The 14,919-nt window shown below is 55.8% G+C and carries 13 protein-coding genes and 1 tRNA gene; 13 read left to right on the plus strand and 1 reads right to left on the minus strand.

The annotated features are described in order from the left end of the window. Window positions 1–46: 46 nt before the first annotated feature. From fabF to AC0V6Q_RS00995, 5 genes are all read left to right on the plus strand, one after another. Complete coding sequence (gene fabF / locus AC0V6Q_RS00975; RefSeq protein WP_486166578.1) at window positions 47–1,309, plus strand: beta-ketoacyl-ACP synthase II; 1,263 nt, start codon at window positions 47–49, stop codon at window positions 1,307–1,309. Between the two features lie 4 nt (window positions 1,310–1,313). Continuing rightward, window positions 1,314–2,285: an endolytic transglycosylase MltG gene (gene mltG / locus AC0V6Q_RS00980; protein ID WP_486166579.1), complete on the plus strand. Its 972-nt coding sequence runs from the start codon at window positions 1,314–1,316 to the stop codon at window positions 2,283–2,285. A gap of 6 nt (window positions 2,286–2,291) precedes the next feature. Continuing rightward, window positions 2,292–2,810, plus strand: a complete 519-nt coding sequence (locus tag AC0V6Q_RS00985; RefSeq protein ID WP_486166580.1) for a 2'-5' RNA ligase family protein — start codon at window positions 2,292–2,294, stop codon at window positions 2,808–2,810. A gap of 51 nt (window positions 2,811–2,861) precedes the next feature. Then, on the plus strand, window positions 2,862–3,527 hold the full coding sequence (locus tag AC0V6Q_RS00990; protein WP_486166581.1) for a Crp/Fnr family transcriptional regulator: 666 nt from the start codon (window positions 2,862–2,864) through the stop codon (window positions 3,525–3,527). A gap of 117 nt (window positions 3,528–3,644) precedes the next feature. Continuing rightward, window positions 3,645–3,721 (plus strand) — tRNA-Met (locus tag AC0V6Q_RS00995). A 65-nt stretch (window positions 3,722–3,786) separates the two neighbouring features. On the opposite strand, the gene AC0V6Q_RS01000 is transcribed toward AC0V6Q_RS00995, so the two are convergent. After that, on the minus strand, window positions 3,787–5,415 hold the full coding sequence (locus AC0V6Q_RS01000) for a hypothetical protein (RefSeq protein WP_486166582.1): 1,629 nt from the start codon (window positions 5,413–5,415) through the stop codon (window positions 3,787–3,789). 185 nt (window positions 5,416–5,600) lie between these two features. On the opposite strand from AC0V6Q_RS01000, the gene AC0V6Q_RS01005 reads away from it, so the two are divergent. The 8 genes from AC0V6Q_RS01005 to kduD all read left to right on the plus strand — a co-directional run bounded on the left by AC0V6Q_RS01005 (window position 5,601) and on the right by kduD (window position 14,914). After that, a complete protein-coding gene (locus AC0V6Q_RS01005; protein ID WP_486166583.1) occupies window positions 5,601–8,654 on the plus strand; it encodes a TonB-dependent receptor in 3,054 nt (1,017 codons plus the stop codon). 26 nt (window positions 8,655–8,680) lie between these two features. Beyond that, a complete protein-coding gene (locus AC0V6Q_RS01010) occupies window positions 8,681–9,463 on the plus strand; it encodes a 2-keto-4-pentenoate hydratase (protein WP_486166584.1) in 783 nt (260 codons plus the stop codon). A 35-nt stretch (window positions 9,464–9,498) separates the two neighbouring features. Continuing rightward, the gene (locus AC0V6Q_RS01015; RefSeq protein ID WP_486166585.1) at window positions 9,499–10,485 is read left to right on the plus strand and encodes a TRAP transporter substrate-binding protein; all 987 of its coding nucleotides are present in this window, start codon (window positions 9,499–9,501) and stop codon (window positions 10,483–10,485) included. Beyond that, complete coding sequence (locus AC0V6Q_RS01020; RefSeq protein ID WP_486166586.1) at window positions 10,485–11,000, plus strand: TRAP transporter small permease; 516 nt, start codon at window positions 10,485–10,487, stop codon at window positions 10,998–11,000. The genes AC0V6Q_RS01015 and AC0V6Q_RS01020 overlap by 1 nt, the downstream gene beginning before the upstream one ends. Continuing rightward, window positions 11,000–12,277, plus strand: a complete 1,278-nt coding sequence (locus tag AC0V6Q_RS01025) for a TRAP transporter large permease (RefSeq protein ID WP_486166587.1) — start codon at window positions 11,000–11,002, stop codon at window positions 12,275–12,277. The genes AC0V6Q_RS01020 and AC0V6Q_RS01025 overlap by 1 nt, the downstream gene beginning before the upstream one ends. 57 nt (window positions 12,278–12,334) lie before the next feature. Further along, window positions 12,335–13,357, plus strand: a complete 1,023-nt coding sequence (locus tag AC0V6Q_RS01030; RefSeq protein ID WP_486166588.1) for a LacI family DNA-binding transcriptional regulator — start codon at window positions 12,335–12,337, stop codon at window positions 13,355–13,357. Between the two features lie 131 nt (window positions 13,358–13,488). Beyond that, window positions 13,489–14,121, plus strand: coding sequence for an RpiB/LacA/LacB family sugar-phosphate isomerase (locus AC0V6Q_RS01035; protein ID WP_486166589.1), 633 nt, complete (start codon window positions 13,489–13,491; stop codon window positions 14,119–14,121). 34 nt (window positions 14,122–14,155) lie between these two features. After that, window positions 14,156–14,914: a 2-dehydro-3-deoxy-D-gluconate 5-dehydrogenase KduD gene (kduD, locus tag AC0V6Q_RS01040; protein WP_486166590.1), complete on the plus strand. Its 759-nt coding sequence runs from the start codon at window positions 14,156–14,158 to the stop codon at window positions 14,912–14,914. Window positions 14,915–14,919: the final 5 nt, after the last annotated feature.

The following is a 14,919-nucleotide window of genomic DNA, read 5'->3' on the forward strand; positions in this document are numbered from 1 at the left end:
GATCGAACATGTATCTGCTCCGGTGATCGGGGCTATGGAGTGTTGAATGCGTCGTGTTGTTGTCACCGGTTTGGGTCTTGTTACTCCGCTTGGCGGGGATGTTGAGACCTCTTGGAAGAACCTGATCGCTGGTGAAAGCGGGGCGGGGCCGATTACAAGGTTCGAGCCTGGAGGGCAGAAATGCACCATCGCTTGCGAGGTGAAGGACAAGGACCACCCTTGGGGCTTTGACCCTGATACCCGCGTTGATGGTAAGATCCAGCGGCAAGTCGATCCTTTCATCATCTATGGCATTGATGCAGCAGGACAGGCTCTCGAAGATGCGGGCCTTACCGACCTTTCCGATGAGGAAAAGGAGCGCGTTGGTTGCTCTATCGGCGCTGGTATTGGCGGACTTCCAGGGATCGAAAAAGAATCGGTCAATCTGCATGAGCGTGGCCCAGGCCGCGTCTCGCCGCACTTTGTGCACGGTCGCCTGATCAATCTGGTGACGGGCCAGGTTCAGATAAAATACGGCTTCATGGGGCCAAACCATGCTGTTGTGACGGCCTGTTCAACAGGTGCGCACTCCATTGGTGACGCTGCGCGCATGATCGCGATGGATGATGCCGACATTATGGTTGCAGGCGGGGCAGAGAGCACGATCAACCCGCTTGGCATTGCCGGCTTTGCGCAAGCGCGCGCATTGAACACCAGCTTTAACGATCGCCCGACCGAGGCAAGCCGTCCTTACGACAAGGACCGCGAAGGCTTCGTAATGGGCGAGGGCGCAGGCGTTGTAATCCTTGAAGAATACGAGCACGCCAAAGCGCGCGGCGCGAAGATTTATGCCGAAGTCACCGGCTATGGCCTGTCGGGCGATGCCTATCACGTGACCGCCCCCCACCCGGAGGGCAAAGGCGCAGAGCTTGCGATGAAGATGGCTTTGAAGAAGGCAGGTCTTGGTCCGGGCGATATCGACTATGTGAACGCACATGGCACTTCGACCATGGCCGACACGATTGAGCTTGCTGCGGTCAAGCGCGTCCTTGGCGAAGGTCTCGGCGGTGCGTCGATGAGCTCGACCAAAAGCGCAATCGGCCACCTTCTGGGCGGTGCTGGCGCGGTTGAGGCGGTGTTCTGTATCCTCGCGATGCGTGACCAGATCGTGCCGCCGACGCTTAACCTGCACAATCCGGATGATGGCACCGAAGGCATCGACCTTGTGCCATTGAAGGCGAAAAAACGCGAAGTGAAGGCTGTGCTCAACAACAGCTTTGGCTTTGGCGGGACCAATGCCTCGATCATCATGCAGAAGGTCGAGGACTAGACCCGTGAAGAAGCTCGGCTGGATTGTCGGGCTGGGCCTTGCGGTGTTTGCCGCAGGTGCATTGCTGCTGGGCACTCAACTGTTGGGTAAGGCAAACGTCGAGGCGGAAACGCCCTTCCTGATCCCGGCAGGCTCGTCTTTGACCTCTGTTGCGCAAAACCTCGAGGAAGCGGGCCATATCAGCTCGGCTGACGGCTTCCTGCTCTCGGCGCGCATTTTCGGGTCATCTGACCCTATCCAAGCGGGCGAGTTCGAGCTCAAACCCGGTATGAGCCAGGGCGACATCCTGAAGATGTTCCAATCCGGCGATGTCATCCGCCGATTCATCACGATCCCGGAAGGCATGCCCAGCATCCTTGTATGGGAGCGGGTGATGGCAGAAGAATTGCTCACCGGAGAGGTGGATGTGCCTTTGGAAGGGTCAATCCTACCCGACACCTATTCCTATGAACGCGGCCAATCGCGAGCCAGCCTGATTGAACAGATGCAAAGCGCGATGGACCTGTACCTGGCGGAAGCCTGGGCGCAGCGGAGCGAAAACGCCGCCGTAGACACCATTCGCGAGGCCTTGATCCTTGCAAGCGTCGTTGAAAAAGAGGTGGGCACCGCGTCAGAGCGCCGCACTGTGGCGGGGCTGTATTCCAACCGCGTGCGCACCGGCATGATGCTGCAGGCGGATCCCACGATCATCTACCCCATCACAAAGGGCAAGCCTTTGGGCCGGCGCATTCGCCAATCTGAAATCGCCGCGGTCAATGGCTACAACACCTACACCCGCGTCGGGCTTCCGGTGGGACCGATCACCAATCCTGGGCGAGAGACGATCGCCGCTGTCATGAACCCGGAGGATCACGATTACCTGTTCATGGTCGCCGATGGCACGGGTGGGCATGAATTCAACGAGACGCTGGCGGGCCATAATGAGGCTGTCGGACGCTGGTTCGAGCTTCGCAGGCAGCGCGGCGAAATGGACTGACGCGCCGTGGGCCGTCCCTTCATCGTGACGGCGGCTCTACCGCCTGACATTCAGCGCTGGGCCGATGCCTTGCGCCGCGAGCATTACCCGCCAGAGCGCAATCACCTTCATGCGCATGTCACCATGTTCCACTCCTTTGCGCCCTCCCTCTATGAGGAGTTGAAGGATTTCCTTCCCATCGTAACGCGCGAATTTGCCGCTCCTGAGGCTTACATCACTGGTATCATGGACTTGGGGAAGGGCACGGCAATCGCGCTCCAGAGCGAGCCATTGCTGACTTTGCGCGGCCTGATCGCAGAGCACTTTCACGGCAGCCTGACGGCGCAAGACCTCTACGAGCCGCGCCCGCACATCACGATCCAGAACAAGGTGACCAAATCCGAAGCCCGCGCGCTTCAGGCAAGCCTTGCGCCGACAATCGAACAGCGCCGCTTTTCCTTTCCCGCATTAGAGCTACACCTTTATCAAGACGGCCCGTGGGAACACATCAAAACATGCACCTTTCGCGGAAAAGAGCGTTTGTAGTATAGACCCTGGTGCAACGAGCCTTGAAAGACGGGCAAAGGGGGGAACATCATGGATTTGACCGCGATATTTGGCTGGATGACAGCAGCGATGCTGATCGCGGCTGTGATGGTTCATCAGGTGCGCTCCATCCGCATGTTCCTTTTGGCAGCAGGCGTGTTTGCAGCGGCGCATTTGGTGGTCACTGACAATGTGGGCGCAGAATTCTACGTCGCTGTGGTGTTTGCCGTCCTAAACGCTGCGCGCCTCTATCAATTGTGGGACCGGGCAAGAACCGGAAATATGTCGAAGGAAGAACGCGAGTTGTTCGATCATGTGATGAAGATCGAAGACCCCGCGAAGCAAAACCGCCTGCGCGATCTTATGCAATGGCACGATGTTAACGTAGGCGATGTGTTGATAGAGCAGCACCAGATTGACCCGCCGCTCATCTACATCGCCACGGGCCGTGCTTCGATCAAGCGCGATGGCCAATTGGTCAATGAATGCGGCGCTGGCGAATTTGTCGGAGAGATCAGCCATATTTCAGGCGAGGGAGCAAGCGCCACCGTAACGGTGGTCTTGCCCATGCGCATGGCCCAGCTTGACCGCGATGCTCTGGCACAGCTCTCCCAAAGCCTGCCCGAAATCGGCCGCGCGGTGGACAGCGCTTTCAATCGCAGTCTGGCGGTGAAAGTGGTGCGAATGAACGAAGCAATCGAAGAAGCGCAAAACTGAGGTAGACCCCAAAACTTTGGTTGACCATTGCAGGTCCGCGCCCTAAATCGCGCGCTCGCTTGAGGCGTGAAGCCTCGCGATTCCCGCTGGCTTTCAATCCAATGGGAACCCTTTTGGGGCGGAGTAGCTCAGGTGGTTAGAGCAGCGGAATCATAATCCGCGTGTCGGGGGTTCAAGTCCCTCCTCCGCTACCAAATCTTGCATTTGGCCGACATTCAATCCGCAAGCTGGGTTTAGCCAAACCCCAGACAGCATGCATCTAGCGTTTGCCAAGCTGGTACTCGTACAGCGAGGAGATCGAAGTGATCTCTTTGTTCAGCATCTCGAGATAGGGAGCGGGCGTGAAATCGAGCTCGATCTCCCGGTTTCCGTATAGGCTGACGACCCTTGCGTCAGGCCCTTCCGAACCGGCGAGCAGCACGAGCGGGCTGTCGGGTGGGACATTGCCCTTGGCGATCACCTGTAGGTTCCACGTGGTGTTGTAGCGACCATGGCCAGGGTTCCAGTATCCAGCGCCTCCTGCCTTGAATAGGTCATACATCGGTTTGCCATCGTCGGTGGTCTGGTCAGCGACGACGTGCACTGTGATCCGGTCATACAGATTTTGATGGTTTGCCCCTGCGTGTTGATCAAGAGTGGGCTGATGCCAGGCGACCGAGTCTTTGTAGACCGACTTTGTCGCCTGAGTGTTGAAACTGAATGTGTGTTCGGTCGGATTGAAAACCGTCAGTTCTTCAACCAACACATTATGCACATTACCAATATGCACACCGTAATGCGCCTTGTGTTTGCCATCGGTAACGACATTCGCAATTGTCACGTTCGCGGCGTCATCGGTGAGTATGCCAGCATCCGCATCGCTGATGCGTACATTGCGGACCCAACCGTTGTGAACACCGGTAAAATAAATTCCGTTATAGCCCGCCTCATTATGGTGACCAAAATAGGGGTTTTCCGGAAAGGTCAGGGCCAGGTCCTGAATGCCGACATTGGAAAGGTGATCCCAGCGCGCAAAATAGGCCGGTAGCTGCGCGTTTATGTCATGCAGCAATGGATCGGCAATTGTTACGCGATCGCCGTCAATGGCCTCGATCCGCGTTGCCTGACGCACCAGCGGACGATCGGGCATTTCCCAATGCCGGCTGCCGACTTTTAAATCGGTATCGCCATAAAGCGATTTGATGAGCGCCCCGTCCGGGCCATGACGATTGTGCCAATGAATTTGCAGCACGTCGCCCACGTTCAGCTGATCGGGATTTGCCACCGTGAGCTCACGCATGAACTGAGTTCCTTGGCTGATCGAGCTGACAGTCTCAATCGGTCGGTCGTAGCTCTGTTTGTAGGTGGCATGTCGACCGCCCGGATAGCGAACCCATATGAAGCCGGCACTCCAGCTGTATTCCGAGAAAAGCACATTGAGATTTGCATCCGGTTGCCGCTCGTATTTGTCTTCTTCAGCCAAGTATTCCCGGATCTCTTTGAGCGCGCCGCCGTCATCTATCTGGTTGAGTGGGCGGGGCATGTAGAGCTGCGTCCCACCGTCGTCTGAACCGATACCGGACAAGACAATGCCGCTTTTCTCGATCCATAAAATCTCGCTTAGGATGTAGCGACCTTGCTGCAACTGGACGCGGACTGGCCCGGCCATTTCATGCGCTGCGGCGAGCGCTGCCTTGAGGGCTACGCTATCGTCTTTACCATCATCGGGAATTGCCCCGTAGTTTGCGACATCAAGGACGTTGTCGACTGCAGGAATAGGCTGAACGCCGAAGCCATATCCGGCATAGGAAAAGTCGGGAAGCGGGTATTGCGCTTCGGTTTTCTGATCACCAAGAATTCGGGGTATTTCTTGCGCGACCAAGGGCGTACCACAGGCCAACAGGGCCATTGGGGCGCAGCTTAAACTCTTGATAAAAATACGTAAACCCAACATCCCACTCACCCTTTTGAACGCTCTTACGAACTTTTTCGACTTGGGTATTGACGTTCATTGGCACCGGTGTCAATTATTGGGGTAACCGGTGTCATAAATCGGTCTGCACGTGGGAGTGTGCAGAAACATGGGAGAGTATCATGAGTTCACTAGCTGCTCGTTCAGCGAGAAAATCTGGCGTGCGCGTTACTAAAATGCGCTGCGCCTTGCTTGCATCAACCATTGCCTTGGGTCTGCCTGGTACTGCCTTTGCGCAAGACGCAGAGCAAGAGCCAGTCGTCAACGCCGGTGCGCAAGGCACGGGCAATGCAATCGTAGTTACGGGCATTCGATCCTCGCTCGCAAGCGCGCTTAATGAGCAGCGAAATGCGGATAGCCTGGTTGAAGTCATCCAGGCCGAGGACATCGGTAAGCTGCCCGACCAAAACCTCGCAGAGGTATTGGAGAATATTCCCGGTGTTCAGATTACCCGCCGGGCTGGCGTCGGGTCCGGGGTCCAGATTCGCGGTACGAATGACAATAGAACCGAAATCAACGGTGTCGGGACCGTTGGCTCTGGCACCGGCCGGGGCGGCATCAATTTTGAAGACGTCAACGCGGCGATCATCTCCTCATTGGAAGTGACCAAATCTCCAACCGCACAGACCATTGAAGGTTCTGTCGGGGGTACGATCAACTTGCGAACCATTCGACCATTGGACCTGACCGAGCGTCTGGTCGCTTTCCGGGTTCAGGGGGAATACAGCGAACTATCCGACAGCATTTCACCGCGCATCTCCGGAAGTTTCGGCAACAGCTGGGACACGGGCATTGGTGAAATCGGCATCGTCCTGAGCGGCAGCTATGCCGAGCAGGAGGCCACATCATTCCGTCCGCGCGTTGATCGCGATACGCTCATCCCGCAAGGGGCCGTCGTCGATTCAGCGGGCAATCCGGGTCCTGGTTTCGATTTCATTGGTATCCAGTTCCTCAATCAGGAACTTGAGAATTTCGAATATGAGACAATCAACTTTGCCGGTACGCTTGAATACGCGCCATCAAACAACCTGAGATTCTATTTCGACACAATTATCAGCGACCAAGAGCGTCGCCAGGACAGTTCCCGAATTCAGGCATCGGGAGTTAGCTCGGTCCGTTTCAACAACGTTCCTGATTCATTTGAGACCATCAACTACGGAACGCTGGACGGTGTCGATCTGGGCTCCATACAGGGCGCACTGACCGGCACGATCGAACCCAATCTGGCGCGCGATGATGATGATCCGAACTTGCGTTTCTCTAGCGACACGGGCGCGCGTCTGACGACCAGTCAGCTTTATATTCTGGGTACCGAATTCAGCGCTGGCCGTTTTTCGGCGCGGATTGAGGCATCACGCACGACGTCAAGCACAGTCAATCCAAACCTCAGCACCACGCTGAACTTCATCAATCCGAACGCGCCGCTCAACCGTCTGGACGCGAATGGCAACCCGACTAACAACACCAGCAACGATAACGCGGTTCCGTTTCGTTATGATCTGTCTGGCGGCTCGCTAGCATTCGGCATCAATTTTGATTCGCCGTTTGCTCCAACCGTCGAACAGTTGCTGGATCCGAACAACGTGGTGCTCGACGCCGTGACTGTCGGCCGCGATACGATCGACAACGCGGAAAATGCTGCGCGGATCGATACATCGCTTGATCTGGAAGACCTGACCGGCTTCATCACTTCTGTTGACGCAGGTTATCGCTACAGCAAGCGATCAAGCACGTTCAATGATATCGGTACATCGCGCGGCTTTAGCCGTTTGTTCGATAGCCCGAACGGATCACTTTTCGCTGATCTGCTGGTTCCAGGGCCTAGCAATTTTGGCGATGCCGATGGCCGTACCTTGGCCTTCCGTAACTTTTTGCTAATTGATCCAGACCGCTCGTTTAGCGATCCCGAAGGCACGCTGGATATTATTCAGGCCGCGTTCCTGCAAACCGAGAACGGAGTAGTTATCGGTGAGCCTTCGGCGTCACCAGACGCGTTTTTCGACATCGATGAAACCACGCATGCAGTTTACGGGCAAGTGAACTTCGAATTCGGGATTGTTCGCGGTAATATCGGTGCTCGCTGGGTCGACACTTCAATTGCTTCTATCGGTAACACTGTATTCCCGGACGGCACGGTAACATCGGTTACCACACGCGGTAACTACACCGAATTCCTGCCGCGCCTTAACGTGATCGCCGATCTGACCGATGACCTCGTATTGCGGGCCAGCTGGGGTGAGGACATCAACCGTCCTGACTTCAATGACCTTTCATCTTCGGTTTCTTTCGGCACGAGCTCAACCGCTCCTGTTCGGGTTGGTAACCCCAATCTCGCACCGGAAACGGTAACGTCGTATGATGCGTCTTTGGCATGGTATTTTGCTCCGGCAGCCGTGCTCAGCGTTGGTGTGTTCTACAAAGAGCGTACGAATATTTTCGTCACACAGCTTGATGAAGCAGAGGTCACGCCGGGCGGTTCAAGCGGATTGAAAGACATCACCCCACCTTGCGAAGGCGGCGGTATTTTCAACCCGATTGCTGACCAAGGCGTCTTCGTGACCGGCATTTCCGAGCAAGGTATCTGTGTCGATCTTTTGACCCAGACCAACGACAGCTCAACGACCAAGCAAAAAGGTATCGAAGTTGCATTCCAGTATGACCTCTCCAGCTTTGAGGACACGTTGGGCTTTGCTTCGGGCTTTGGTATTGTCGCTAACTACACCTATCAGGACTTTAGCGGCGGCGAAGCTGTGAACCAATCCTCGGCACGCGGCACCACGATCCTTGAATCGAGCAGTGGTCTCACCGGTCCGTTCACAGCTGTTCAAGGCCTGCTCGACTTCTCGAAAAACGCTTACAACGTCACGCTGTTCTATGAGAAATACGGTCTGTCGGCACGGGCACGCTACACTTGGCGCGACTCGTTCCGTACTCTGGATACCGCTGGCGGTGCCTCACTCGGCAGTACGCTTGGTTTCCCAACAGTGACTGGTGCGCGCGGGCAGCTTAACGCGAGTATCAGCTATGACGTGACGGACAATATCAATATTGGTGTTGAGGGTGTAAACCTGATGAAAGACGATATTGAGCAGTTTTGCGTGAACGATGGGGCACAATTCTGCTTCCAGGGTTTGCCTGACCGCCGGATTACGTTTGGTGCGAATGTTCGGTTTTGACCGAAGCTGAGCTAAGCGAGGAAAGCATGGATACGCAGGACTTGGCTGCCCAGGAAAGGCTCGGGGAAATATCCCGGGTTCTGGTAAGGGCAAGACAATCAGCCAAAGCCCTGCCCGGCTTTCCCGGGACGCTTCCACAAACTTTCGGGGAAGCCTATTCGATCCAAGAGCTTTCCCGAAAGTTGTGGCAAGATGATGTTGTCGGATGGAAAGTGGGCGGCGTGCCGCCTGCTTTCATCGACAGGTTCGGCGAGACCCGCCTGGTTGGACCGATTTTCTCTCGTTCAGTTGAGACAGTGACCGACGGCGGGCATGTTGAAATGCCCGTATTCATGGGCGGATTTGCCGCAATCGAGCCTGAGCTTATCGTGCAATTGGGTGCAACGCGTGCTCATGACAGAATGTTCATCGGGGCCGAAATCGCAAGCAGCCCGCTGCCGGCGATCAATTCGATTGGCCCGATTGCGGTGATCAGCGATTTTGGCAACAATAACGGAATGATCATCGGGCCTGAAATCGTTGATTGGCGTGAACGAGGCCTTGGTCCAATTCCCGTGACTTGCATGATCAATGAAAAGTACGTTGGCGAACGCGAAGTCAGTGACGTTGTTGGCTCGGCCGATCAGACTATTGCCTTCCTGCTCTCACACGGTGAACGCAAACGCATCGAAATGCCACCAGGCACGCATATTTCCACCGGTGCCATCACAGGTGTCCACGAGGCCGAAATCGGTGCAAAATCGCGCATCTCTTTTGGCGACTACGGATCGTTCTCATTGTCGCTGGTAGCCGCAGAGCCAAGCTCGTGAACGACGAGGCAAATGGGGTCGCAAGTTCCAAGGTGATGTCTATTTCGCGCCGCATGATGATCGGCGGGTCACTTGCGATGCTGGCGGCTTGCAATGGGCGTTTTTCGAGCCTGTTTACCTCCACAGACACGCATGTGCTCGGCTATCCGACGGTTCAGGCCGTAATCCGTTTTGGTGAGACATTGAGCGCGCGAACCAATGGCCGCTTGGGCGTCAAAATGTATGCTGGCGGCCAATTGGGTAATGAACGCGATACTCTGGAGATCACGACATTCGGCGGGCTGGATTTCAACCGTGTCAATCTGGCGCCGCTCAATTCGATCGAGCCGCTGACCAAAGTGCCTGCGCTGCCATTTCTGTTTGAATCAACCGAACACATGCGGACCGCCATGGACGGAGACATAGGCGATGAAATCCTTGCCTCGCTTGAACCGCATGGCCTCATCGGACTTTGCTTTTACGATTCCGGATCGCGGTCTTTCTACAACACGCGAGGACCGATAAACTCACCCGAAGATATGGCGGGTCTCAAACTGCGTGTACCGGGCTCTGATTTATACATCGGAATGATCGACTCGCTTGGCGCTGACGCGACCCCAATGCCGCTTGATGAGGTATATCAATCGCTTGCACAGGGAGTGATCGATGGGGCGGAAAACAATTGGCCCTCGTTCGAAAATGGAAAACACTTTGAAGTTGCGCGCTACTATAGCCTGACGCGGCATTTGCTTGCGCCCGAAATGTTCGTGATGTCCAAGATCAGCTGGGACAAACTAAGCGCTGACGATCAGGTACTGGTGCGCGATACGGCCAAGCAATCGGTCATCTATATGCGTGAGCTATGGGATGCACAGGTCGCAAAGAGCATGGAGATCGTGCTCGCATCCGGTGTCGAGGTGAACGAAGTTGATCCTGCACCTTTCACGGAAAAGATGATGGGCATGTGGGGCGATTTTGTTGATACGCCGCAGCAACAGGACCTGGTCGACCGGATACTGTCGCTGCGCAAAGGGACAAACTGATGCAGCAAATATCGGAATTCCTGATCAAGCTTGGTGCGGCCGGGTTGGTCTTGATGACAGCGATTATCGGCTGGCAGGTGTTCGGTCGATTTGTATTGAACGATAGCCCCTCATGGTCGGAACAGGCGGCCTTGATCCTGATGATCTGGTATGTCTTCTTTGCCGCCGCTGCGGGCGTTTATGAGGGCTTTCACATTCGCATTGCACTGCTCGAAAATGGGCTCTCTCAAGGCAGGGCCCGCATGGTTCGCAGAGTAATTCACGCGCTCGTCGCAGGCGGCGGAATTGTCCTTCTGGTCTATGGCGCTCAGCTGGTTTGGTTGGTGCGCGATCACGTTGTCCCCGCTTTGGGGATCAGCCGGGGCTTTGCGTATATTCCAATTCCGGTTTGCGGCCTGCTTATTGCAGTTTTTGCGGCTCTTCACTTCGTGCGTGAGGGCGAGGGCGAGGGCGAGGGCGGGGGCGGGGGCGGGGGCCAGAGCGAGGCCGAAGCCACTGAAAGCGAGGATATCTGATGGAAATTCTCGTCTTGCTCGGTGTGCTGGCTATACTGCTTTTCCTGGGCGTGCCGGTTGCGTTCGCACTCTTTGGCGCAGCGCTTGCCACATTCATGGTGATCGATATCCCGCTGGTTGTCGCGGTTCAGCGCATGGCCGCCGGGATCAGCGTGTTTACGTTGATGGCAATCCCGTTTTTCATCTTCGCTGGCGATCTCATGTACCGTTCTGGCATTGCCGACCGGTTGGTACGAGTTGCCGACGCAGCACTGGGCCGGGTTCGGGGCGGTCTGGGCCTTGTTGATGTTGGCGCATCTATGATGTTCGGAGCTGTATCGGGTTCGGCCATCGCAAGCGCATCCGCCATTGGGTCCACTATGGTTCCTCTGATGGAGGAGAAAAAGTACCCCAAGGATTACGCTGTAAATGTAACGGTGACGGCGGCGGTTGTCGGGCTGTTGATCCCGCCCTCGCACAACATGATCATTTATTCGGCGGCCTCTGGCATTGGCGTTTCGATCGGGGATCTGTTTCTGGCAGGCATAGTCCCCGGCATCCTGACTGGCGCAATGTTGATGCTAACCGCCTGGCTTATCGCACGCAGGCGCAATCTTCCCAAAGGGCACTTTCCGGGCTGGCGCGCACTCTTCGTTGCCTTCGTTTACGCCATTCCCGGATTGATGACCGCCGTGATCATCATGGGCGGCATTCTGAGCGGCTTTTTCACGCCCACCGAAAGCTCAGCCATCGCGGTAATCTATACCGCATTGATCGGAACATTCGTATATCGAAGCCTGGGCTGGAAAGGCTTTATCGAAGCTGCACAAAAATCGGTGCGGACCGCGTCGATGGTGCTGTTCGTGATCGCTGCGGCCAGCGCATTCGGCTTTGCTCTTGCATTGCTCGAAGTGCCTTCGGCTTTGGCCAGTCTGATCGGCTTGATGACGCAAAACCCCATCCTCACGTTGATCATCATCAATGTGATGTTGCTTTTGCTTGGCACATTTATGGATATGGCACCGCTGATCGTGATCACCACCCCGATTTTCCTTCCCGTAGCAATGACAACAGGCGTTGACCCGGTGCATTTCGGGATCATCCTGATGCTCAATTTGGGGATTGGACTGGTTACGCCTCCGGTTGGTTCTGTTCTGTTCGTCGGCTCGGCCGTTGGCAAGATTGAAGTGCCTGCGATGGTGAGAACGATCTGGCCATTCTACCTGACTTTGTTGGCCGCGCTCGCCCTGATCACCTTTGTGCCAGCGCTTTCGCTTGCACTTCCAGCCGCATTCTGACTTTCGTTTTGTTGGCAAGTCCGCTTAAGTGATGGCGGGCGCAAAAGGGGACCTTTAGTGGAGCATAATGGCAAACCGACGATCAATGATGTTGCGCGCCTAGCCGAGGTTTCCAAAAAGACAGTTAGTCGGGTAATTAATAAATCGCCTCTGCTAAGCGAGAAAACACGCAAGCATGTCGAGGCTGTGATTGAGGAGATCGGATTTGTCCCCAATCCTCAAGCGCGGGCGCTGGCGTTGCGGCGCAACTTCATCATTGCCGCTGTGCACGACAATCCCAATGCGCAGTTTATCGTGAATGTACAGAAGGGTATTCTCGACGCGCTGGAAGGCACCGATTTCGGCCTGATGGTTCAACCGGTTGATCGCAACTCCCCGACGATTGCTCAGGACCTGCGCGATTTTCTCGAACGTCAGCGTCCTTATGGTGTGGTTCTGCTTCCCCCGATCTCCGAAAACGACGAACTTGCTGCAGTCTGCCGCGAGTTTGGAACGCGCTATATCCGCATGGCGTCGGTTGTGGTCGACGCCCCCGAACAGATGGTCATGTCCAACGATCGGGAGGCGGTAAAGCGGGCTGTTGCCTATCTCGCCGAACTGGGACACCGACGCATCGCGCTGATCCAGGGGCGCAGAAATTCGCGCTCTGCCTTTGAGCGCAGATCCGGATATGAAGATGCTTTGAAGCAGGCGGGCCTACCGGTCGATCCCGAGATGATCGAACAGGGCCGTTACTCATTCGAAAGCGGAGTTGAGGCCACGCTCAAACTGTTGGCCAAGCCGGTGCGTCCAACCGCCATTTTTGCCTCTAATGACGAGATGGCAATCGGGGCGTTGATCGGTGCCCGGCGCAAGGGAATAGAGGTGCCAAGAGGCCTGTCTATCGTCGGCTTTGATGATACGCCAATGTCCAGTCAGGTCTGGCCGCCGCTCACCACGGTAAAATGGCCGATCGTTGATATGGCCCGGATTGCTGCGCTCAAGCTAATGGCGGGGCCGGATGATCCGCCAATCCCAGAGTCCTTGTTGCCATCGCAGTTGATCGAGCGGGATTCCGTAGCCCCTCCGCCAGACGATTAGACACCTGCATTCGGTAACCTGAAAACAGCGCTTGCATCGATAAATGACACCGGTTACCAAAAATATCACAGTACAAATGAAGCGTCCCGTAAAGCGGGCAAACACGCCAGCAAACCAGAGAGTGAAACGCTATGAAAATTGCTTTGATCACAGAGAACAGCCAGGCTGCGAAAAATGCCATCATCCATGATGCGCTGACCTCGGTTGCTGAGCCGCTTGGCCATCAGGTTCATAATTACGGCATGTACACCGCAGAAGACAAGGCTTCGCTCACCTACAATATGAACGGCCTGCTCACCGGCATTCTGCTCAATTCGGGAGCCGCGGATTTCGTGGTCACTGGGTGCGGAACCGGCATGGGCTCTATGCTCGCTTGCAACGCAATGCCGGGCGTATTTTGCGGCCTAGTAATTGATCCGACGGATGCATTCCTTTTCAGCCAGATCAACGCCGGCAATGCGATTTCCATGCCTTATGCCAAGGGCTTTGGCTGGGCGGCGGAGCTCAACCTGCAGGACTGCTACCGCAAACTGTTCGAGAATGAGCCGGGGCTTGGCTATCCAAAAGAACGCGCTGCAATCATGAAGGTCAATCGCGGCAAGCTGACCGATCTTAAAGCGGCGGCGTGCCACGATATGCTGACAGTGCTTAAGAACGTCGATCAGGACCTGCTCAAAGGAGCAATTGCGGGCGAGAAGTTCGCAGAGCTTTTCTATCCGAATTCTCAGGATGAACAAATCAACGCCTATCTTCGCGGTCTATAGGGCCGGGTCCTCGCATTGAAATCGGGAGAGGCTGATGACTAACAATCCTTTTGACCTGTCGGGCAAGGTCGCAATTGTGACCGGCGCCAACACCGGCATAGGGCAGGGCATAGCCGTTGCCTTGGCGCAGGCCGGCGCCGACATTGCCTTGGTAACGCGCAGTGATGCATCGGAAACTATTGGCCTGATCGAGCAGGCTGGTCGCCGTGCACTCGTGATTGAGGCAGATCTGTCATCAACCGAGCCGTGCAATCGGATTGTCTCGGAAACGCTTAATGGTCTTGGGCGGCTTGATGTTCTGGTCAACAATGCCGGTATTATCCGCCGCAATGACGCGCTCGATTTCACCGAGGATGATTGGGACGCTGTGCTCGACACCAATCTGAAGGTGCTATTCTTCCTCAGTCAGGCAGCAGCACGGCAAATGATCGGGCAGGGCGGCGGGTCGATCATCAACATTGCCTCAATGCTGACCTTTCAAGGGGGAATCCGGGTCGCGAGCTATACCGCTTCAAAGAGCGGCGTCGGTGGGCTGACCAAGCTGCTTGCGAACGAATGGGCGGCAAAGAACGTCACGGTCAACGCAATTGCGCCTGGCTATATTGCGACCAACAACACCGCCGCACTGCAGGCCGATGAGGATCGCAACCGCCAAATCCTCGAGCGTATTCCAGCACAGCGTTGGGGTGAGCCTTCGGATCTTGGCGGAGCGGCTGTATTCCTTGCCTCAGATGCGGCCCGCTACGTTCAGGGTCACATTCTCGCAGTCGATGGCGGGTGGTTAGCGCGTTAGACGCT

Source organism: Erythrobacter sp. S227 (assembly GCF_057364925.1).

Coding starts and splice junctions, on each gene's coding strand:
- AC0V6Q_RS01020 (WP_486166586.1), top strand. CDS start 10,485: ATGCAGCAAATATCGGAATTCCTGATCAAGCTTGGTGCGGCCGGGTTG.
- AC0V6Q_RS01005 (WP_486166583.1), top strand. CDS start 5,601: ATGAGTTCACTAGCTGCTCGTTCAGCGAGAAAATCTGGCGTGCGCGTT.
- AC0V6Q_RS01025 (WP_486166587.1), top strand. CDS start 11,000: ATGGAAATTCTCGTCTTGCTCGGTGTGCTGGCTATACTGCTTTTCCTG.
- AC0V6Q_RS00990 (WP_486166581.1), top strand. CDS start 2,862: ATGGATTTGACCGCGATATTTGGCTGGATGACAGCAGCGATGCTGATC.
- fabF (WP_486166578.1), top strand. CDS start 47: ATGCGTCGTGTTGTTGTCACCGGTTTGGGTCTTGTTACTCCGCTTGGC.
- AC0V6Q_RS01010 (WP_486166584.1), top strand. CDS start 8,681: ATGGATACGCAGGACTTGGCTGCCCAGGAAAGGCTCGGGGAAATATCC.
- AC0V6Q_RS01035 (WP_486166589.1), top strand. CDS start 13,489: ATGAAAATTGCTTTGATCACAGAGAACAGCCAGGCTGCGAAAAATGCC.
- kduD (WP_486166590.1), top strand. CDS start 14,156: ATGACTAACAATCCTTTTGACCTGTCGGGCAAGGTCGCAATTGTGACC.
- AC0V6Q_RS01015 (WP_486166585.1), top strand. CDS start 9,499: ATGTCTATTTCGCGCCGCATGATGATCGGCGGGTCACTTGCGATGCTG.
- AC0V6Q_RS01000 (WP_486166582.1), bottom strand. CDS start 5,415: ATGGCCCTGTTGGCCTGTGGTACGCCCTTGGTCGCGCAAGAAATACCC.